This window comes from Janthinobacterium sp. CG_23.4 (assembly GCF_029892305.1).
Classification (GTDB): domain Bacteria; phylum Pseudomonadota; class Gammaproteobacteria; order Burkholderiales; family Burkholderiaceae_D; genus Janthinobacterium; species Janthinobacterium lividum_D.
Genome location: NZ_JARXUX010000001.1, coordinates 4229007 through 4248933 on the forward strand (window position 1 = coordinate 4229007; position 19927 = coordinate 4248933).

At 62.3% G+C, this 19927-nt stretch carries 15 protein-coding genes; 9 read left to right on the forward strand and 6 right to left on the reverse strand.

All coding sequences use genetic code 11. From position 1 onward, the window contains the following. Positions 1 to 10: 10 nt before the first annotated feature. The 3 genes from hutH to H4V96_RS19005 all read right to left on the reverse strand — a co-directional run bounded on the left by hutH (position 11) and on the right by H4V96_RS19005 (position 5091). Positions 11 to 1570 (reverse strand): histidine ammonia-lyase, encoded by a 1560-nt coding sequence (hutH, locus tag H4V96_RS18995; protein ID WP_196854937.1) that lies wholly within the window; start codon positions 1568 to 1570, stop codon positions 11 to 13. Positions 1571 to 1589: 19 nt separating this feature from the next. Further along, complete coding sequence (hutU, locus tag H4V96_RS19000) at positions 1590 to 3293, reverse strand: urocanate hydratase (protein WP_196854936.1); 1704 nt, start codon at positions 3291 to 3293, stop codon at positions 1590 to 1592. Between the two features lie 124 nt (positions 3294 to 3417). Then, positions 3418 to 5091 (reverse strand): amidohydrolase, encoded by a 1674-nt coding sequence (locus H4V96_RS19005; RefSeq protein WP_196854935.1) that lies wholly within the window; start codon positions 5089 to 5091, stop codon positions 3418 to 3420. A 160-nt stretch (positions 5092 to 5251) separates the two neighbouring features. Here H4V96_RS19005 and H4V96_RS19010 point away from each other — a divergent pair, with 160 nt between their 5' ends. Beyond that, on the forward strand, positions 5252 to 5581 hold the full coding sequence (locus tag H4V96_RS19010; protein ID WP_196854934.1) for a hypothetical protein: 330 nt from the start codon (positions 5252 to 5254) through the stop codon (positions 5579 to 5581). 69 nt (positions 5582 to 5650) lie between these two features. Here the strand turns inward: H4V96_RS19010 and H4V96_RS19015 are convergent, their stop codons facing one another. The 3 genes from H4V96_RS19015 to ada form a co-directional block, all read right to left on the reverse strand. Next, the gene (locus H4V96_RS19015; RefSeq protein ID WP_196854933.1) at positions 5651 to 7336 is read right to left on the reverse strand and encodes a mechanosensitive ion channel domain-containing protein; all 1686 of its coding nucleotides are present in this window, start codon (positions 7334 to 7336) and stop codon (positions 5651 to 5653) included. Between the two features lie 74 nt (positions 7337 to 7410). After that, positions 7411 to 8100 (reverse strand): 2OG-Fe(II) oxygenase, encoded by a 690-nt coding sequence (locus H4V96_RS19020; RefSeq protein ID WP_082260960.1) that lies wholly within the window; start codon positions 8098 to 8100, stop codon positions 7411 to 7413. Further along, positions 8097 to 9152, reverse strand: coding sequence for a bifunctional DNA-binding transcriptional regulator/O6-methylguanine-DNA methyltransferase Ada (ada, locus tag H4V96_RS19025; protein ID WP_196854931.1), 1056 nt, complete (start codon positions 9150 to 9152; stop codon positions 8097 to 8099). Before ada ends, H4V96_RS19020 begins: the two co-directional genes overlap by 4 nt. 182 nt (positions 9153 to 9334) lie before the next feature. Here ada and hutC point away from each other — a divergent pair, with 182 nt between their 5' ends. The 8 genes from hutC to H4V96_RS19065 all read left to right on the forward strand — a co-directional run bounded on the left by hutC (position 9335) and on the right by H4V96_RS19065 (position 19914). Then, the gene (gene hutC / locus H4V96_RS19030) at positions 9335 to 10054 is read left to right on the forward strand and encodes a histidine utilization repressor (RefSeq protein ID WP_196854930.1); all 720 of its coding nucleotides are present in this window, start codon (positions 9335 to 9337) and stop codon (positions 10052 to 10054) included. Between the two features lie 331 nt (positions 10055 to 10385). After that, a complete protein-coding gene (locus H4V96_RS19035; protein ID WP_196854929.1) occupies positions 10386 to 13706 on the forward strand; it encodes a PAS domain-containing hybrid sensor histidine kinase/response regulator in 3321 nt (1106 codons plus the stop codon). Positions 13707 to 13777: 71 nt separating this feature from the next. Then, positions 13778 to 14236 carry a response regulator gene (locus H4V96_RS19040; RefSeq protein WP_010401541.1) on the forward strand — a complete coding sequence of 153 codons (459 nt, stop codon included), beginning with the start codon at positions 13778 to 13780 and terminating at the stop codon, positions 14234 to 14236. Positions 14237 to 14539: 303 nt separating this feature from the next. Next, entirely contained in the window at positions 14540 to 14866 is a 327-nt protein-coding gene (trxA, locus tag H4V96_RS19045) for a thioredoxin TrxA (RefSeq protein WP_010401542.1), read from the forward strand. Positions 14867 to 15022: 156 nt separating this feature from the next. After that, positions 15023 to 16285, forward strand: coding sequence for a transcription termination factor Rho (gene rho / locus H4V96_RS19050; RefSeq protein ID WP_010401543.1), 1263 nt, complete (start codon positions 15023 to 15025; stop codon positions 16283 to 16285). Between the two features lie 278 nt (positions 16286 to 16563). Further along, the gene (locus H4V96_RS19055; protein ID WP_010401544.1) at positions 16564 to 16833 is read left to right on the forward strand and encodes a type B 50S ribosomal protein L31; all 270 of its coding nucleotides are present in this window, start codon (positions 16564 to 16566) and stop codon (positions 16831 to 16833) included. A gap of 152 nt (positions 16834 to 16985) precedes the next feature. After that, positions 16986 to 18710, forward strand: a complete 1725-nt coding sequence (locus tag H4V96_RS19060) for a glycosyl transferase (protein ID WP_010401546.1) — start codon at positions 16986 to 16988, stop codon at positions 18708 to 18710. Positions 18711 to 18903: 193 nt separating this feature from the next. Then, complete coding sequence (locus H4V96_RS19065; RefSeq protein ID WP_196854928.1) at positions 18904 to 19914, forward strand: choice-of-anchor A family protein; 1011 nt, start codon at positions 18904 to 18906, stop codon at positions 19912 to 19914. Positions 19915 to 19927 lie beyond the last annotated feature (13 nt).

The window sequence follows — 19927 nt, forward strand, 5'->3', positions numbered from 1 at the left end:
TTGCACCCGTTCAAGCGTACAGCGGGGCGAACAAATTCTTGCACGTGCTGCTCAATTCCCCGCGTATGACCATCTGCTTGGCCGCTTCGATATCGGGCGCAAAAAAGCGGTCGGCGTCGAAGAACGGCACCTTCTGGCGCAGTTGCTGATGTACATGTTCAAGCTGCGGCGAAGTTTTCAGGGGGCGATGGAAATCGATGCCCTGCGCAGCGGCCAGCAGCTCGATGCCGACAATCACGGCCGTGTTGTGCGCCATATCGTCCAGGCGGCGCCCGGCGAACGTGGCCATGCTCACGTGGTCTTCCTGGTTGGCGGAAGTGGGCAGGCTGTCGACGCTGGCCGGATGCGCGAGCGACTTGTTTTCCGACGCCAGCGCGGCAGCCGTCACGTGGGCGATCATGAAACCGGAATTGACGCCCGGATCACGCACCAGAAAGGGGGGCAAACCGGACAGCGTGGCGTCGATCAGCAGCGCGATGCGGCGCTCGGCCAACGCGCCGATTTCGGCGATCGCCAGCGCCAGGGTATCGGCGGCAAACGCCACCGGCTCGGCATGGAAGTTCCCGCCCGAGACGATTTGCACCTGTCCGTTGGGTCCATCCTGGAAGATCAGCGGGTTATCCGTAACGGCATTGGCTTCGATCAGCAAGGTGCGCCCCGCATTGCCAATCAAATCGAGACAGGCGCCCATGACTTGCGGCTGGCAGCGCAGGCTGTATGGGTCTTGCACGCGCTCGTCGCCCTCCAGGTGCGAGGCGCGAATAGCGCTGTTGGCCACCAGTTGGCGGTACATCTGCGCGGCCAGGATTTGCCCCGGTTGTCCCCGCACGGCATGCACGCGCGCGTCGAATGGCGAGTCGCTGCCCTTGGCCGCATCGAGCGACAGCGCACCCGTGACCATGGCCGCTTCCAGCAAACGCTCGGCCATGAACAAGCCATGCAGCGCCAGCGCATTCGACACTTGCGTGCCATTGATCAGTGCCAGGCCCTCTTTCGCCGCCAGCACGACGGGCGCGATGCCCGCCTGCGCCAGCGCTTCAGGGGCCGGCATCAATGCGCCGTTGACACGCACGTCGCCCACGCCCAACATGGCCAGGGTCATGTGCGACAGCGGCGCCAGGTCGCCCGAGGCGCCCACGGAACCCTTGGCGGGAATGGCCGGCATGATACCCGCGTTGTACAGGGCGATCAGGGTATCGATAATCAGCGGGCGCACGCCGGAAAAGCCGCGCGCCAGGCTGCCAATCTTCATCAGCATGACCAGGCGCACGACGGCGTCCGACAGCAGTTCGCCCGTGCCGACGGAATGCGACAGGATCAGGTTGCGCTGCAACTGCTCCAGCTTTTCATCGGGGATACGCGTCTTGGCGAGCAAGCCGAAGCCCGTGTTGATGCCGTAAGCCGCGTCGCCCTTGGCGACGATGGCTTGCACGGCTGCGGCCGAGTCCTCGATGACGCGATACGCCTCGGCGGCGAGGATCAGTTTGGCAGGCGCCGCCCAGACGGCGCGCAGGTCGCCCAAGGTCATCGCGCCCGGTTTCAGGGTCCAACTTTTGGCATGCTGTGTCATAGTCATTCGCATCAAGGTCTCAAGGAAGCATGGGAAGAATCAGGCCGTTGCGCTTGGCGCAGGCGGCCGCTGTTTCATAGCCGGCATCGGCATGGCGCATCACGCCCGAACCGCTGTCGTTGACCAGCACGCGCGCCAGGCGTTTCGCCGCGCCTTGCGTACCGTCAGCCACGATCACCATGCCCGCATGCTGAGAATAGCCCATGCCCACACCGCCGCCATGGTGCAGCGAGACCCAGGTGGCGCCGCCGGCCGTGTTCAGCATGGCGTTCAGCAAGGGCCAGTCGGAAACGGCGTCGGTGCCATCCTTCATGCTTTCGGTCTCGCGGTTCGGGCTGGCGACGGAACCCGTGTCCAGGTGGTCGCGGCCGATGACAATCGGTGCCTTCAGCTCGCCTGTGCGCACCATCTCGTTGAAGGCCAGGCCGGCGATGTGGCGCTCGCCCAGTCCCAGCCAGCAGATGCGCGCCGGCAAACCCTGAAAGGCGATGCGCTCGCGCGCCATGTCCAGCCAATGGTGCACCTGCTTATGGTGCGGGAACAGTGCCTTGATCTTCGCATCCGTCTTGTAGATATCTTCCGGGTCGCCCGACAAGGCCACCCAGCGGAACGGCCCGCGTCCTTCGCAAAACTGCGGGCGGATGTAGGCGGGCACGAAGCCGGGGAAGTCGAAGGCATTCTGCACGCCCTGGTCGAACGCCACCTGGCGGATATTGTTGCCGTAATCGACAGTGTGCACGCCCATCGCGTGGAAATCGAGCATGGCTTGCACGTGGGCGGCGCAGGAATCGGCCGCAGCCACCGTCAGGCGCGCGTGGCGCTGCGGGTCCTGTTGCGCCGCCTTCCAGTCCGACACGCTCCAGCCGCGTGGCAGGTAGCCGTTGACCAGGTCATGCGCGGATGTCTGGTCCGTCACCAGATCCGGCAGCATGCTGCCCGCTTTCGCGCGGCGCACCAGTTCCGGCAACACTTCGGCCGCGTTGCCCAAGAGGCCAATGGAAATGGCTTCCTTGCGTTCAGTGTGATATTTGACCAGTTCCAGGGCTTCGTCCAGGCTGGCCGCCTGCTTGTCCAGGTAGCGCGTGCGCAAGCGGAAGTCGATGCTGCTTTGCTGGCATTCGATATTGAGCGACACGGCGCCCGCCATGGTGGCAGCCAGCGGCTGCGCGCCGCCCATGCCGCCCAGGCCCGCCGTCAAAATCCAGCGCCCGCCCCAGTCACCGCCAAAATGCTGGCGCCCCGCCTCGGCGAAGGTTTCATACGTGCCTTGCACGATGCCCTGCGTGCCGATATAGATCCAGCTGCCGGCCGTCATCTGGCCGTACATGAACAGGCCTTGCCGATCGAGTTCGTTGAAGTGTTCCCAGTTAGCCCATTTCGGCACCAGGTTGGAGTTGGCGATCAGTACGCGCGGCGCGTCAGCGTGGGTCTGGAACACGCCCACCGGCTTGCCGGACTGGATCAGCAAGGTCTGGTCGTCTTCCAGTTCGCGCAGCGAGGCGAGGATCTGGTCGAAACAGGCCCAGTTGCGGGCGGCGCGGCCGATGCCGCCGTAGACCACCAGATGCTGCGGATTTTCCGCCACGTCCGGGTCCAGGTTGTTTTGCAACATGCGGTAGGCCGCTTCGGCCTGCCAACTCTTGCAAGCCATGACCGTGCCGCGCGGGGCGCGGATGGTACGGCTGGCATCAAAGCGTGGATCGGTGTCCATTGTGCTATTCATGCTGTCTCCTCGTAGGGTGCGAGCGGACATGCGTGGTCCGCTCTGGTGCTCCCAGCATAGGTTGTCTATACAACCAAGTCAACAGATTTTCTTTGAGGTCACCCGACGGGTCTGCCCCCAGCCCTCATTTTTTCTCGTACACGCGCTGGCCCGCCACCCACGTCTGCAGCACCTGCGTCTTGCCAATCGCCGTCGGCGCCACCTTGAACAGGTCCTGGTCGACGACGATGAAGTCCGCCCATTTGCCCGCTTCCAGCGTGCCGATGACCTTTTCCTGGTGCGCCGCCCAGGCCGCGTCGAGCGTGAAGCAGCGCAGCGCTTGCGTCACCGTCATCGCTTGCTGCCGATACCAGCCACCAGCCGGGAATCCTGCGCTGTTTTGCCGAGTGACGGCAGCGTGGATGCCCTCGAACGGATTCGGCGACTCGATGGGGAAGTCCGATCCGCAGGCGATGCGCGAACCTTGCGCAAGGAAGGTGCGCCACGCATACGCGCCCTTGATGCGCTCGTGGCCCACGCGCTGCTCCGCCATGTTCTGGTCGGACGTGGCGTGCGTGGGCTGCATCGACGGCACGATGCCCAGGGTTTTGAAACGGGGGATGTCGGATAATTGCACCACCTGCGCATGCTCCATGCGATGGCGCAGGCCCGCGCTGCGGTATTGCGCGGTCAAGGCCTGGTATGCGTCGAGGATTTGATGGTTGCCCGCGTCGCCGATGGCGTGCACGTTCACCTGGTAGCCGGCGCGCATGGCTTTTTCCATCTTCGCGCGCATGGCGGCGTCCGGGTAGAACAGCAGGCCGCGGGTAGACGGATCGTCGCTGTAGGGCGCCAGCAGAGCCGCGCCGCGGCTGCCCAGGGCGCCGTCGGACAGCAGTTTGACGGCGCGCAAGGCGTACATGTCGCGCGCGTAGCTGTTCAAGGGGCCGTTTTTCGCCAGCGCGTCGAAGTCTTCCGTGGTGTCGGCGATCATGCCGTACACGCGCACCGTCAGCTTGCCGTGGTCGGCGTAATCGCGGAACAATCGGTCCTGCAGTTGGCCGATGCCCGCATCGTGCACGCTGGTCAGGCCCACTTGCGACAGCTGCGCCAGCGCGCCATCGAGGGCGGCGCGGTTTTCCACGTCGCCGGGCTTGGGCAGCACGGCGTCCATCAAGTCCATGGCGTTATCGACCAGCACACCGGTGGCATTGCCGTCCGCATCGCGTTCGATCTTGCCGCCCGCCGGATCAGGCGTGGCGCGCGTGATGCCGGCCAGCGCCAGCGCGCGGCTGTTGGCCCAGCCAGCATGGCCATCGACGCGGCGTAGCCAGACGGGGCGCGCGCTTTCGGCCGCATCGAGCTCCAACGCCGTGGGAAAGCGCCCCAGCTTCCAGATTTCCTGGTTCCAGCCATTGCCGACGACCCAGTTGCGCTCCGGGTGCGCACGGGCGAAGTCGCCCACGGCCTGCACGGCGGCCGGCAGCGAGGTGGAACCGTACAACATCACGCCGCTGGCGATCGTCCCCAGGCCAAACACGTGGCCATGCGCGTCGATCAGGCCCGGCAACACGGTCTTGCCCTGCACGTCAACATGGGTGGCGCCCTTGGCCGCCTTGCGCTTCACCTGCGCGGCACTGCCGACGGCGAGCAGCTTGCCTGCGTCGTCAAAGGCCAGCGCCGTGAAACGCAGCACCCTGCCAGCCGCGTCGAGCGTATAGCCATTGGCATTGTCGATGACGGTGTCGGCATGCACGTGGCCGAGGGTGCCCAGGCAAGCGAGAACAAGCAGGGTGCGGCGCATTGGCAGGGTCGGCATTTCCATCTCCAGGTCGTGAATGAATAGACGAGTGTATAGAAATTGGCAAAATGGTCAATCAGGCAGACACAGGCGCGCATGCCTTGCGCCCCGTCAACAGTTCCCCACCGCCGCTGGCCTACGCTGGCGTTTTATCACGCAGGTTCCATGGCCAGGCACCATGTCATCAGTACCACCGCTTGCGACATGTTCTTCAAGCGCGTGGCCCACTAAAAGAAAAGCCAGGGCGCGCGCTTCGACAGCCATCAAGGTCGTCCAACTGGAAGGCATCAAGACGACCGACAAGGACGTCGATTCGTCCGTCAAGCAGGTCAAAGTGAAGGACACGGTTCGCCCGCTGACCAAGGGCGAGATCGACATGGCGTGGATGCTGTTCCAGGATGCAATCGACTACGGCAAGCTCAAGGTGCATGGGGAGCCGCCTCTATGGCTATCAAGGAAGATTCTGCGTAAGAACTACGGCTGTTGGCGGCCAGCAAGTCATTCCTAGCAAGTCATTCCCATTCACAGCGAACAGCGACATGCAAGCCTGGATTGATGAAGTCTGTCCATCCCCTCGCTAGCAACTTCCGGGCTTGGACGGCACCACTTGACCCGATTCTTCCCCCCGCTGCGCCGGCGCCCTGAACCATTCACCGGGCGGCACCACGTGCGACTCTTTCGGATCATCGATGTAGTGCGGCGAAGTAATCTGCACGTCGAATTCGTTGAAGACGTCGATGATATTCTGGTGCAAGCGGTTCGGCACTTCGGCGCGCTGGCGGGGGACTTCGGCACTGGCATAGGCGACCAGGCGATATTGCACGTAGTAATCCTGCAAGGCCAACTGCATCACGTAAGGTTTCGGCGTGGTGGACAGTTCCGTCGTGCGCGACGCGGCCAGCTCCAGCATGGCGTGCACCTGGCGCCATGGCGTGGCATAGCCGATGGTGACGGTGGAATCGAGCACGAAGCCGCCGCCGGGCTGGGCGCGCGAATAGTTTTTCGTCGTTTGCGACATCACCCAGGCGTTCGGCAAGGCCACTTCCTCGCCCAGGCCCGTGCGCAAGCGCGTCTCGAACATGCCCACGTCGACCACCGTGCCTTCACTGTCGCCCACACGCACATATTCTCCCTTGCGCAGGGCGCGCGTGTACATCAGGATCAGGCCGCTCGCGCCCTGGCCGACGATGCTCGACGCGCCGATCGACACCATCAGGCCCACCAGCACGGACAGGCCCTGGAAGGCAGCCGTGTGCGAACCGGGCAGATACGGATACGCCATGGCCAGCGCGAACAGCCAGATCACCACGCTGGCGATGCGGCGCGTGGGCAAGGCCGTGTCCTTGTCGAGCCAGCCGATTTGCAGTTCTCCGCTTTCCACGCGCTTGAACAGCGAGGCGGCCGTGGCGGCGATCAGGCGCGCGATGGCGAAGATCACGCACACCAGCACCAGCCCCGGCAAGGCACCGAGGATGGCGTGCAAGACGTCGGCGGCCACGGCGAACAGGTAGCCGCTCAGGCTTTCGCCCCAGGAACGCGTGTAGGGCAGGCGGCCCAACACGAACGCGGCCCACAAATACGTGGCCATCAGGCGCAAGCCCCACAGCACGACGCTGAGCAATTGGTAGGCAAAGGCGATGTAGTGCTCGGCGTCGAGCACACGCACGTTTTTCAGGCGCACGTCGCGCAAGCGCGAGGCCAGCAGGATGCCGCTGCGACGCTTGGCCCAGTGATACAGTCGCGTCAAGCCCATCCACACCAGCCAGAACACGAGGGTGGCGGCCGCGCACATGGCGGCGGCGATCGACAGATAGCGCCAGCTGCTCTGTTCGCGATAGTCGGTGAGGGCCTTGCTCAATTGCTCGGCGGCCACCTTGGCCACGCTTTCCGTCGTATCGCCGGCCAGCTGGTTGACATCGCCAGGCACGACGACGAACAGTTGCACGCCATCGAGCAGCACTTGCGTGCCTTCAGCAATCATGCGCGTGCTCGTCTGCATGCGTCCGTTTTTCGCCAGCACGCCTTCCAGGCGGCGCTGCGCGCCGATGGCGCGTTCATCGGGAGGATAGCCGGCCAGCGCGGCGCGGAAGACGAATACCTTGCGGTTGGCAAACATCAGCGGTGCCGTCCTGGCCGCAGCAAGCTGCGACGGCGCCATGACGGACGCGGCTTCCGTAACAAGCGCGGGCACGCCCTCGTCCGCATGGGCTGCGGGCAACAGGAAAATGGTCAACAGGCACAGCAGGCGGAGCAACGCGGACATGGCAGAAATGAAAGAGTGGCACGTAAAGCCATCATGCCATGTAATCCTGGAAACTCAAGCGCCGCAGCTACCGTTCAGCTCGCATCGTGAAAAATGATGCCCAGGGTGTGGCGCAAGCCAGAATGCAGGCGCGACACGCCGTGGCGCATGTTGACGCGGTAACTGCCGCGCGTGCCATTCACCGGGCGCTGCGCGACGGGAAAGATGACAGCGTCGCCCTGCGCCAACGGCACGACCTCCAGGCGCGACTGCATGCGCGGGCGCTGCTCCGTCAGCACGAAGTGACCACCCGTGAAATCGTCTTGCGGGCGCGACAACAGCACGGCCAGTTGCAGCGGTAACACGTGCTCGCCATACAGGTCCTGGTGCAGGCAGTTGTAATCGCCTTCGCGGTAGCGCAGCAACAGGGGCGTGGGCCGCGTCTGCCCGGCCGCATGGCAGCGCGCCAGGAAATCCCCGTGCGCCACAGGAAAGCGGCTATCGACGCCCATGCTGGCGTGCCAGCGGTTGGCAATCGCCGCCAGCGGCCCGTACAGTTGTTCGCGCAAGGCGGCCACGATGTCGGGCAGCGGATAGGCCCAATACTGGTACTCGCCCTGGCCAAAACCATGGCGCTGCATCACCACCTTGCTGCGAAAACGCGAGGCATCGTCATACTGCGCGGCCAGCGCCGTGCAGGCATGCTCACTCAGCAAGCCCGGCACGACGGCGCAACCGTATTGATTCAGCGCATCCTCGATCTGGCGCCAGTCCAGCGCCCTCACCGTTCGCCCTCGCGCTCGAGCAGCGCCTGCTTGCGCTCCACGCCCCAGCGGTAGCCGGACAAGGCACCATCGTTGCGCACCACCCTGTGGCAGGGGATGGCGACGGCCAGCGCATTGGCAGCGCAAGCGCCCGCCACGGCGCGCGCGCCGTGCGGGACGCCGATGCGCTGCGCCAGTTCGGCATAGCTGACGGTACTGCCGGCAGGGATCTCGCGCAAGGCTTGCCACACGCGCTGCTGGAACACCGTGCCGCGCACGTCGAGCGGCAAGTCCAGGCCGATAGCGGGCGCCTCGACCAGGCCCACCACCTGCGCCACCGTCTGCTCGTACGCGGCTTCGGCGCCGCGCAGTTCGGCCTGCGGAAAACGGTCCTGCAAATCGCGCAGCAGCACTTCCGGGTCGTCATCGATCAAAATCGCGCAGATGCCCTTGTCCGTGCTGGCCACCAGGATGGCGCCCAGCGTACAGGCGCCGATGGCGAAACGGATCACGGCGCCGCTGCCGCCAGCGCGAAACGCACCCGGCGTCATGCCCAGCAAGCCGGGCGTCGCGGCATACAGGCGGGCGCTGGAATTGAAGCCGGCAGCGTACAAGATCTCGGTGACACTCGCCGCGCCCTGCAAACCGGTCTTCAGCCGCGCGCCGCGCCGCGCCGCCGCATACGCTTTCGGCGTGATGCCTGTGTGCGCCTTGAAGACGCGGTGAAAGTGATAGCGGCTCATGCCGGCGGCCCTGGCCAGGCTGTCCAACTCCAGCAGCTCCTCGCTGGCATCGATCAGACGGCAGATATCTGCCACGATGGCCGCCTGGCGCTGGGCCAGCGGCGGCAGGTTCGGCTTGCAGCGCAGACAGGGACGAAAGCCAGCCGCCTCGGCTTGCTCGCAACTGGCGTGGAAGGCCACGTTGCGGCGCAAGGCCGGGCGCGCCGCGCAGGAAGGGCGACAATACACGCCCGTCGTGCGTACCGAGTAATAAAAAACGCCGTCGGCCTCGGGCGCGCGCCGCTGCAGGGCCTCCCAGCGTTCATCGTCGGTCGAGTAAGAGTGTTCCATGGCGAACTCCGTGCAGGTCAATAGTCAGTAGCCAGCATAGCCAGCGGCGGCCAGCGCCACACTCCGGTGCTTGCTTTTGAATTCAAAAAAAAGGCTGGCGGCAGGCCTGGTGCTCGGTGCTAAAATCGGCCATCGCGCCCCCAGCCGGCGGCGCATGCTGCCCGTGCCCCGGAGAAACCGCATTGGACGACCATACTACCCAGGAAAATACGCCTATTTTCCAGCGCATCAAGGATTTTCTGCTGGCCGGCATCGCCGCCGGACGCTGGAAGGAAGGCGACGTAATTCCCTCCGAGCAAGCATTGGTGAAACAATTCGGTGTCTCGCGCATGACCGTCAACCGCGCCGTGCGCGAACTGACCAGCGAACAGGTGCTGACGCGGCGCCAGGGTTCCGGCACCTATGTAGCACAGCAAAAATACCAGGCAACCTTGTTGGAAATCAAGAGTATCGCCGATGAAGTACGCGCACGCGGGCATATCCACCGCAGCAGCTTGCAATTGCTCGAACGCACCAAGGCCTCGGATTTGCTGGCAAAGCAATTCGACTTGCCATCGGAACATCCTTTGTTTCATTCGCTGATCGTGCATTTTGAAAACGGCGTGCCGATCCAGGTGGAAGACCGCTGGGTCAATCCCGAGTGCGCGCCCGACTACATGACGCAGGATTTTTCCAGCCTCACGCCGAACGAATACCTGATGGCTGCCGCTCCCCTGCAAGGCGCCACCTACAGCATCGAGGCACTGTCGGCGCCGCGCGACATCGCCGAAATGCTGGCCATCGACACGAAACAGGCTTGCCTGGTGCTGCGCCGCCAGACGCGCTCGGGCGGCAAGATCGCCTCGATCGCCACCATGTGGCATCCCGGACACCGCTATCAGTTCGCCGGCAGCTTTACCTAAGGCTATCGCCGCGATTGATTAGCACGATTTCGCGCCAACTTTCTCACCAATTCCCACCAAATCACAAAAAAAACAGGCAACCCGGGGCAAAAAAAAAAGCCATTTTGGCCGTTTCTGAACTTAAATACTGCGACTAAATATTCGATGCTATAGTTGCCGCCAGAAAGCGGCGCAGGCGCTTATTTGAGCGCGCATCATGCACTGCCAATCGAGTCCAATCACGCCCCAGAAAGGGATGCATTTGCCGTATTGCAGTCATACGAGTTTCAGCGCACCACGCCGACGGCGCCCTGCGCTGCATCGGCTTGCACGTACGCTGCTGGCGGCAGGCATGGCACTGGCGCTACCGGTGCAGGCGGCGGTACACGGCATGACGCCGACACTGCTGTGGCCGTACGCTGCCGCCAGCGCCACCGCCCTGGCGGGACTGGCTTGCTGGCAAGCCTGGCGACTGCGGCAACAGTTGCGGCGCCTGCTCCCGCCCGCGCAAGCACTGGTCGAGCAGGATGCCGGACAAGCCTTGCGCGGCGCCGCCCTGGCTGGCTGGACCTGGCGGCGGCAGTCCAACCTGCTGCAATTCGCGCCCCAATATCAAGAGATGCTGGGCGACAAGAGCGCCAGGCTCGAGCATGCACTATCCGACTGGCTGGCCGAAGCGCACCGCGACGATCGCGCGCGCCTGATGCTTGTATTTCGCCAGCATCTCGATGGCCAGGCGCAGGGCACCTTTCATTGCGAATTCCGTTTGCGCCATAGCGACGGCCACTGGCGCTGGCTGCTGGCGCGCGGCGCAGTACTGTCGCGCGCTGCGGATGGCGCCGCCACACAGGCCAGCGGTATCGTCTGCGATATCAGCGCACGCAAGCAAGACGAGCAAGAGCGCATGCATTCACTGCTGGAAGCGGCGCCCGAAGCCATGCTGGTGGCCGACACCGAGGGCAAGGTGCATTACGCCAACCAGATCGGCGCGCGCTGTTTCGGCTATCCCCTGGCCGAATTGACGGGCATATCGCTGGAGCAACTTGTGCCTGAAAGTACGGTCAACCATCCCTCGGGCGACCCGCAAGCGCGGCACAGCCTGCCAGGCCGGGTGATGCTGGCGCGCCGCCGCGACGGTACGCACTTCCCCGCCAAGGTCAGCCTGTCGCCGCTGCGCATAGCCGGGCAAGCGTTTTCCATCGTCTCGCTGCGCGACATGACGCAGCGCCAGCGCGCCGAAGAAGCCTTGCACGCCAGTTCGGAGCGCTACCGCCTGATCGTACAGACGGCCGCCGAAGGCATCTGGATGACGGATGCGGACGGCAAAACCACTTTCGTCAACCCGAAGATGGCGCATATGCTGGGCTACACGGTACAGGAAATGCTGAACCGTACCATGCTCGATTTCATGGACCGCGACAGCCAGTTGCTGATGCAGCGCCGCCTGGCCAGCCACGGCAGCTTCGCCAGCCAGCCCGAGCAGGTCGACTTGCACTTCTTGCGCAAGGACTTGTCCAGCCTGTGGGGCTTGCTGTCAAGCACCAGTATCGAATCGGAGAATGGCGAGCCGGGCGGCACGCTGGCGATGATTACCGACATTACGGAACGGCGACAGGCGTCGATCGCCCTGTCCAATTCCAGCCAGCGCATGGCGTCCGTATTTGGCGCCGTCACCAACGGCCTGGTGGTGCAAGACAGCCATGGACACATATTGGAAAGCAACGCAGCCGCCGAACGCATGCTGGCGGCCAGTCCGGCCAACCGCAGCCTGTGGCAAGCCATCCGCGAAGATGGTTCCGCCTTCGACCGGCACAGCCATCCCGTACACATCACCCTGTCGACGGGCAAGGCCATGCGCGACGTGCTGATGGGCGTCCAGCAGCACGACGGCAGCCTGTCGTGGCTATCCGTGAATACCGAGGCCATCCGCGACGAATACGGCAAGGTAGGCATGGTGGTGGCCAGCCTGACAGACATCACGTATCACAAGCGCAGCGAGAGCGCCTTGCGCGAACTCAATGAACATCTGGAAGAGCGCGTGGCGCAGCGTACCGAGCAGCTCGACCAGGCCAAGCAGATGGCCGAAGAAGCGAGCCTGGCGAAGGGACAATTCCTGGCCAATATGAGCCATGAAATCCGTACGCCGATGAATGGCGTGATCGGCATGGCCTATCTCGCACTAAAGACGGACCTGGAACCGCGCCAGCGCGATTACCTGGAAAAAATCCGCTTTGCAGGCGAACACCTGCTGGGCATCATCGACGATATCCTCGACATCTCGAAAATCGAAGCGGGCAAGCTGGAAATCGAGCACGTCAACTTCAGTTTCGACCACGTGGTGCAAACCCTGATGACGGTGGTGGCGCCGCGCGCCGCCAGCAAGAACCTGGAACTGCTGTTCGAGATCGACCCGCAATTGCCGGCCGTGCTGGTGGGCGACCCGCTGCGCCTGGGGCAAGTACTGATCAACTACGCCAATAACGCCATTAAGTTCAGCGAAAAGGGTAGCATTACCGTGCAAGTACGCAAAGTGGTGGCGGACGAAAAAAACTGTTTGGTACGCTTCGAAGTGTGCGACCACGGCATCGGCCTGTCGCACGATGAAATGAGTAAGCTGTTTCAGTCCTTCCAGCAGGCCGACACTTCCACCACGCGCGAATATGGCGGCACAGGCCTGGGCCTGTCCATCTGCAAGCAGCTGGCACAGCTGATGGGTGGCGACGTGGGCGTCGACAGCAGCCCAGGCGCCGGCAGCACCTTCTGGTTCACGGCCAACCTCGGCATTTCCGACCAGGCGGCGCCGGCCATGCTCGACAGCATGGCGCAGACGGCAGCGGCCATGCGCGCCAGCGCCGACGCCGCCCTGGTCATGCGCACGCTCAAGCATGCGCGTATCTTGCTGGTGGAAGACAACACTTTCAACCAGCAAGTGGCGCTGGAATTGCTGGAGGAAGCGGGCGCCTGCGTCTGCCTGGCCAACAATGGCGAAGAGGCGCTCGACCTGCTGCGCCAGACGCAGTTCGACTGCGTGCTGATGGACGTGCAGATGCCGTTGATGGATGGCTTGCAAGCGACGCGCGAGATCCGCGCCGACCCGCAGCTGGCGCATCTGCGCGTGCTGGCCATGACGGCCACGGCCACCAGCGAAGACCGGGTGCGCTGCCTGGAAGCGGGCATGGACGATTTCATTTCCAAACCGATCCAGCCAGCCATGATGTACCAGACCATCGCCAGCTGGCTGCCGGCGCGCGAGACACCGCCGCCTGCCCGCAGCCGCGCCGCGCCCGCCTTCAAGACCACGCTGGCGGGCGACCCGCAAGTGATCGACTTGTCCATCCTGGCCAAGTTACTGGGCTACAATCCGGAAAAAGTGCGCAAATTCGCCTTCAAGTTCCTGCAGACGACGCAGGATGGCTTTGACGATATCGACGCGGCCCTGGCGCGCGGCGACGTGCATCAGGTACGTGAACTGGGGCACCGCATCAAGTCGTCGGCGCGCACCGTGGGAGCCATGGGGCTGGCCGAACTGTGCCACAACCTGGAAACGCTGGCGCCCGGTGAGCCGGACGACGAGGCTGAGCGGGCCCAGCGCATCGTGGCGCACATGTGGCCCCTGCTGGAACAGATTACCGAGCAAATCATGCATAACACCAGCTTTGCCAATGACGATTAGTTACCGCTAGTTTTTTGAGGCGAGGTATCGGCATCAACAACGATGCAACATATCAATAGGAAGACAGGACGATGAATACTGTATCAAACCAAGCACGCCGTGAACAGGACGAAGCAGGCCTGGCGCCGTTGCGCGTGCTGCTGCTGGACGACGATGTCTTCATGCTTGACGTGCTCAGCGACATGCTCGAACAAATGGGGCCGTTCGACATCCGCTGCGAGTCGCACAGCGAACGGGCGCTGGCGGCCCTCAAGCAGCACCAGCCCGACCTGCTGATCTGCGACCTGTCCATGCCCGACGTCGACGGCATCGAATTCCTGCGCATGGCGGCCGACAATGGCTTCCGCGGCGGCGTGGTCCTGCTCTCAGGCCTGCATTCGGCCGTGCGTCTGGCGGCCGAGCGCCTGGCCGTGGCCAATGGCCTGCATATATTAGGCACCTTCCGCAAGCCGATGGAAAGTGCGGAATTGCAACTTATGGTGAACTTGCAACTGCAGCACACGGCCCGCCTGGCCAGCGTACACGCCTGAGCGCGGACGCTGGCCGGGAGGGTGGGCACGGCGCTGCAAGCGAGCAGGCATGCGGCTTTGCCGCATTGCCGGGACGCGCGCCGGCAATATGGCGCAAGTTTTTCTGCAATAATCGCCACGCTTTGAAAAAATGGGTTATTATTTCAGCCATCCCCGCCTGCATACCTCTGGCCGCACCCTCCAAGAACATTGAAGTTGTGCCCATTGTCCCCATCTGCTAGCTGCATTCCAGGAAGCATGGATGGCGAACCAGCGTATGGTTAATTCCAGGCATTATTGATCCCACCCTCATTTGAGGAAAATATGAGCGAAAATATCAAACACATTAGCGATGCATCTTTTGAAGCAGACGTCCTGAAATCCGAGTTGCCAGTACTGGTCGACTTCTGGGCAGAATGGTGCGGTCCCTGCAAGGCCATCGGTCCGATCCTGGAAGAAGTAGCCAAGGAATATGCTGGCCGCATCGTGATCGCCAAGATGGACGTGGACGCCAACCAGGCAGTGCCTGCCAAGTTCGGCATCCGTGGCATCCCAACCCTGATCCTGTTCAAGGATGGTGTCGCAGCCGCCCAAAAAGTGGGCGCCATGGCCAAGGGCCAGTTGACCGCTTTCGTCGACAGCAACATTTAATGTATGATAGGCAGCGCTGCGCCCGCAGCGCCGCCTGACTGGATAGACCGGGAAGCGGCTTTGCCATCATTCGTGCACAGCCTGCCCCAATAATTAATCAACGCCACGCAGTCCCCTCCCCTACCTTTACATCCCGTCTCGGGACACTCAACACATATGCATTTATCCGAACTAAAGGCCCTACACGTATCCGCCCTGCTTGAGATGGCGATCGGTCTTGACATTGACAACGCAGCCCGCTTGCGCAAACAGGAGCTGATGTTCGCCATCCTGAAAAAACGCGCCAAGTCCGGCGAACAGATTTTTGGCGACGGCGCCCTGGAAGTGCTGCCAGACGGCTTCGGCTTCCTGCGCTCGCCTGACGCCAGCTACATGGCGTCCACCGACGACATTTACATCTCCCCTTCGCAAATCCGCCGCTTCAATCTGCACACCGGCGATTCGATCGAGGGCGAGGTAAGGACCCCGAAAGATGGCGAACGCTATTTCGCACTGGTCAAAGTAGACAAGGTTAACGGCGAATCGCCGGAAGCGTCGAAGCACCGCATCCTGTTTGAAAACCTGACGCCGCTGCACCCGAACGAGCCGCTGCGCCTGGAACGTGAAATGAATGGCCAGGAAAACATCACCGGCCGCATCATCGACTTGATCGCCCCGATCGGCAAAGGCCAGCGCGGCTTGCTGGTGGCATCGCCGAAATCCGGTAAATCCGTGATCCTGCAGCATATCGCCCACGCGATCACGGCAAATCATCCCGATATCACGCTGATCGTGCTGCTGATCGACGAGCGTCCGGAAGAAGTTACCGAAATGCAACGTTCGGTGCGCGGCGAAGTCGTCGCCTCGACCTTCGACGAGCCAGCCACGCGCCATGTGCAAGTGGCCGAGATGGTGCTGGAAAAAGCCAAGCGCCTGGTCGAAATGAAAAAAGACGTGGTGATCCTGCTCGACTCGATCACCCGCCTGGCGCGCGCCTACAACACCGTCATCCCTGCCTCGGGCAAGGTATTGACCGGTGGTGTCGACGCGAACGCGCTGCAACGTCCAAAACGCTTCTTCGGCGCCGCGCGCAATATCGAAGAAGGCGGCTCGCTGACCATCATCGCCACGGCGCTGATCGAAACGGGTTCGCGCATGGATGACGTGATCTTTGAAGAATTCAAGGGTACCGGCAACATGGAAGTCCATCTGGAACGCCGCCTGGCCGAGAAACGTGTCTATCCGGCAATTAACCTGAACAAATCGGGTACCCGCCGCGAGGAACTGCTGATCAAGCCAAACGAGCTGCAAAAAATCTGGATCCTGCGCAAGTTGCTGTACTCGATGGACGAGATCGAGGCGATGGAGTTCATTCTGGACAAGATGAAGGCAACCAAAAACAACGCCGAATTCTTCGACATGATGCGTAGAGGCGGCTAAAACCTACTGCGCGGCCACATTTGCGATCTGCGTTGCTCACTGTACTAAAGTACAGTTCCGCTACTCAATCGCAACTGTGGCCTGCTCGCTACGGTTTTATCTCGCCTCTCACGTAGGTGCAAGCCGCTCATTGAGCGGCTTTTTTATTGCCTGCCGCCAGAAAGCGCTATATAATCTGCGGTTGCATTATTTTAAACCCTGGCAAGTGATCGGCAATCGGGTCAAGAAGCAAGACGACCGACGAAGTGCTGTTTGGCTACCAACCTAGAGAGAAGACCATGAAAGTCGATACCCATCCAGAATACCGCGAAGTTGTTTTCCACGATCTGTCGTGCGATTTCAAATTCGTTACCCGCTCGACCATCCAAACCCGCGAAAAAATCACCCACGACGGTAAAGAATACCCACTGGTGAAGATCGAGGTTTCGGCTGAATCGCACCCATTCTTCACGGGCAAGCACAAAATCGTCGATACCGCTGGTCGCGTCGAGAAGTTCCGTCAGAAGTTCGGTACCGTTGGTTCGAAAACCGCAGTCGCAGCAGGCTGATTTTTGCCGCTTTGCGGCAAAAAAGGGCAGCTTCGGCTGTCAGGAAAAAGGCAGCCACGGCTGCCTTTTTTGTCTTTGGCCGCTTTACCTTATACTCGCGCATACCCGATGCCATTCGTTGCATCTTGCCACCATTCTGATACCAACTATCGATGAAGCCAGTCCGCCTTCCTGCCGCTGCCACACTCGCGCTGCCACGATGGGCCTTGTTTGCGCTCGGCCTGCTGTACATTCTGCCTGGCCTGATCGGCCGCGAACCGTGGAAGAACGATGATGCCGCCAGTTTCGGCATCATGTGGACCATGGCGCATGGCGGCCTGAGCGACTGGCTATGGCCCAACGTGGCCGGCCTATCGATGCCCGAGGAAGGCCCGCTGGCCTTCTGGCTGGGTGCCATTTTCATCAAACTGTTCGGCTGGATCGACGGCGACGTCTTTGGCGCGCGCATGTCGACCATCGGCATCTTCATCGTCAGTACCGTGTCCGTCTGGTACACCGCCTTCAACCTCGGACGTCGCAATGATGCCCAGCCCCTGCGCCTGGCCTTCGGCGGCCAGCCTGAGCCGGATGATTTTGGCCGCACCCTGGCCGATGCCGCCGTGCTCATCTACCTGGGCTGCCTGGGCTTGCTGCAGCACAGCCACGACATCACGGCCGAAGCGCTCTATGTCTCCCTGATGGCCTACCTGCTGTACCGCGCCGTGCGCTATGTGGAAGGCCCGTCCGTGCGCAATGCTGCCCTGCTAGGCCTGGCGCTGGGCGGCCTGACCCTCACGCGCGGCTGGATCACGCCGGCGGCGCTGAGCATCGCCCTGCTGCTGTGCAGCGTCTTCCTGCGCCTGCCGCTACTGCGCAGCGTGCGCCACCTGGCGCTGGCCGTGCTCGCGGCCATCGCACTGGTCCTGGTCTGGCTGTTGCCTAGCGAACTGCTGATGCCCTACGGCCATTCGCCGCTGCAGGCATGGATGGAGTGGAACTGCCGCCAGTTCAGTCCACCCAGCCTGAAAAGCCTGCAATATTTCTTACGCGTCGGCATCTGGTTCTTCTGGCCCGCGTGGCCGTTCGCAGCCTGGGCCGTGTACGCCTGGCGCCGCCAGCGCCATGTGCTGCACATTGTCGTGCCGCTCACATTTGTCGCCATGCTGGCCATCCTGGGGCTATGCCACCCCGATCCCGAACCGAGCCAGCTGCTGCCGCTGCTGCCGCCGCTGGCAGTGATGGCCGCATTCGGCCTGCTGACCATGAAACGCGGTGCCATCAACGCCATCGACTGGTTCTCTGTGATGGTGCTGACCATCTGCGGCCTCATGCTGTGGCTATTCTGGTTCGCCACCCTGACAGGCTGGCCGCCGCGCCTGGCGTACAACGCATTGAAGCTGTTGCCAGGATTTAAGCCTGAACTGGAACTGGTGGCCTTCTTCGTCGCCGCCTGCGCCAGCGCAGGCTGGGTGGCGCTGGTGCACTGGCGTATCTCGCGCCAGCCCGCCGTGCTGTGGCGCGCCGTGGTGCTGTCGTCCGGCGGGCTGATCCTGATCTGGGTGCTGATCATGACGCTGTTCTTGCCCGAGCTGAACTACAGCAAGAGCTACGCCAGCGTGGCGCAGCAGATTTCCATCCACCTGCCGCCAGGCAGCACGTGCATCAACAGCAACGTCGGTGCCGCCCAGCGCGCCTCGTTCGCCTATTACGGCCACTTGCCATTTGCCAAGCTGGGCCAGCAGCAGTGCGATGTATTCTTGTTGCAAGATAGTCTCAAGGTTCCAGACAACAAGGAACAGCTGCCCGAGCATCACGGCGCGGACTGGATCAAGCTATGGGAGGGACGCCGCCCCACCGATAATGTGGAGCGTTTCCGCCTGTACCAGCGCGTCAGATAGCAACATAACCGGGCCAGTCCCGGTTTTTTTATGCCCACAAGCAGCTTATCAATAAAACACTATAAGTTGCAAAATAAAATATTTTATTGCTTTTAGTGAATGAAACTTGCTTTTTATGTATAATTCGTATCAGCGCGACGGCGGCCATCCTGCTCTCCCGCCCCATCCGTTCACTCCTTACCATGAGAAACCCATGAAATCCTTGTCGATTACCGCTCGCAGCCTGCCCGTCATCAGCGCCACCGTACTTGCCCTTTCCTGCAGCGCCTTCGCGCAGGCGGCAAGCACGAACATCAACCTGGGCGCAGCGAACGGTTATTCGGCATTCATTTTCGGCAACGTCGGCGGCAGCGGCATCACCGGTTTCCATGACGTCGAAGGCCGCCTGGCAGTCGGCGGCGACGCTTACCTGAGCAATTTTTCGGTCGGCCAAAAAAGCACGGCCGGCGCCGGCGCCCCAAGCATCGTCACGGGCGGCAATCTCAACATCGGCACGGGCGCCATCTACAACGGCGGCGCCTTGGGCAAGGCTGTGTATGGCGTTAGCCAGCAGAACGCCAAGGTATCGACGCAGCAATGGTTTGAACAAGGCACCTTCAGCAAAGGCAATGCCTCGACGCTGAACTTTGCAGCGGCCAAGCAGCAGTTGACCACCCTGTCGAAGGATGTTGCCAAGCTGAAACCGACGGGCACCGTCATCATGGAAAACGATGGCTACACCCTGCGTGGTGATATCCATGCGGATGTGAATATCTTCAACATCGATTCCGATGCACTGAAAAACCTGACCCTGGACCTGTCCACGATCAAAAGCACAGCCCACATCATCATCAATGATGGCGCCAGCAAGATCAACCTGTCGGGCGGCTACGCCAGCTTCAGCAATTTCGCTGACCGCACGCTGTTCAATTTCGCGAACGCCACCAGCACCAGCCTGACGACCTACAGCTGGGGCAGCATCCTGGCACCGAACAGCGACTTCTTCGGTACCGGCCACCTGGAAGGCACGCTGGTGGCCAATTCCGTCAGCGCCAAGAGCGCATGGGGTTCGCAGGTAGAGATCGGCGCCAAAGGCTTCAATGCCGTCACCGTCTCGGCCGTACCGGAGCCAGGCAACTACGCCATGCTGCTGGCCGGCCTGGGCTTGCTGGCATGCATGCGCCGCCGCACGCCAGCGCGCACAGCGCACGCACAACTGGCTTAAGCTGCGCGCCGAA

Coding starts and splice junctions, on each gene's coding strand:
- hutH (WP_196854937.1), bottom strand. CDS start 1,570: ATGACACAGCATGCCAAAAGTTGGACCCTGAAACCGGGCGCGATGACC.
- hutU (WP_196854936.1), bottom strand. CDS start 3,293: ATGAATAGCACAATGGACACCGATCCACGCTTTGATGCCAGCCGTACC.
- H4V96_RS19005 (WP_196854935.1), bottom strand. CDS start 5,091: ATGCCGACCCTGCCAATGCGCCGCACCCTGCTTGTTCTCGCTTGCCTG.
- H4V96_RS19010 (WP_196854934.1), top strand. CDS start 5,252: ATGTCATCAGTACCACCGCTTGCGACATGTTCTTCAAGCGCGTGGCCC.
- H4V96_RS19015 (WP_196854933.1), bottom strand. CDS start 7,336: ATGTCCGCGTTGCTCCGCCTGCTGTGCCTGTTGACCATTTTCCTGTTG.
- ada (WP_196854931.1), bottom strand. CDS start 9,152: ATGGAACACTCTTACTCGACCGACGATGAACGCTGGGAGGCCCTGCAG.
- H4V96_RS19035 (WP_196854929.1), top strand. CDS start 10,386: ATGGCACTGGCGCTACCGGTGCAGGCGGCGGTACACGGCATGACGCCG.
- H4V96_RS19040 (WP_010401541.1), top strand. CDS start 13,778: ATGAATACTGTATCAAACCAAGCACGCCGTGAACAGGACGAAGCAGGC.
- trxA (WP_010401542.1), top strand. CDS start 14,540: ATGAGCGAAAATATCAAACACATTAGCGATGCATCTTTTGAAGCAGAC.
- rho (WP_010401543.1), top strand. CDS start 15,023: ATGCATTTATCCGAACTAAAGGCCCTACACGTATCCGCCCTGCTTGAG.
- H4V96_RS19055 (WP_010401544.1), top strand. CDS start 16,564: ATGAAAGTCGATACCCATCCAGAATACCGCGAAGTTGTTTTCCACGAT.
- H4V96_RS19060 (WP_010401546.1), top strand. CDS start 16,986: ATGAAGCCAGTCCGCCTTCCTGCCGCTGCCACACTCGCGCTGCCACGA.
- H4V96_RS19065 (WP_196854928.1), top strand. CDS start 18,904: ATGAAATCCTTGTCGATTACCGCTCGCAGCCTGCCCGTCATCAGCGCC.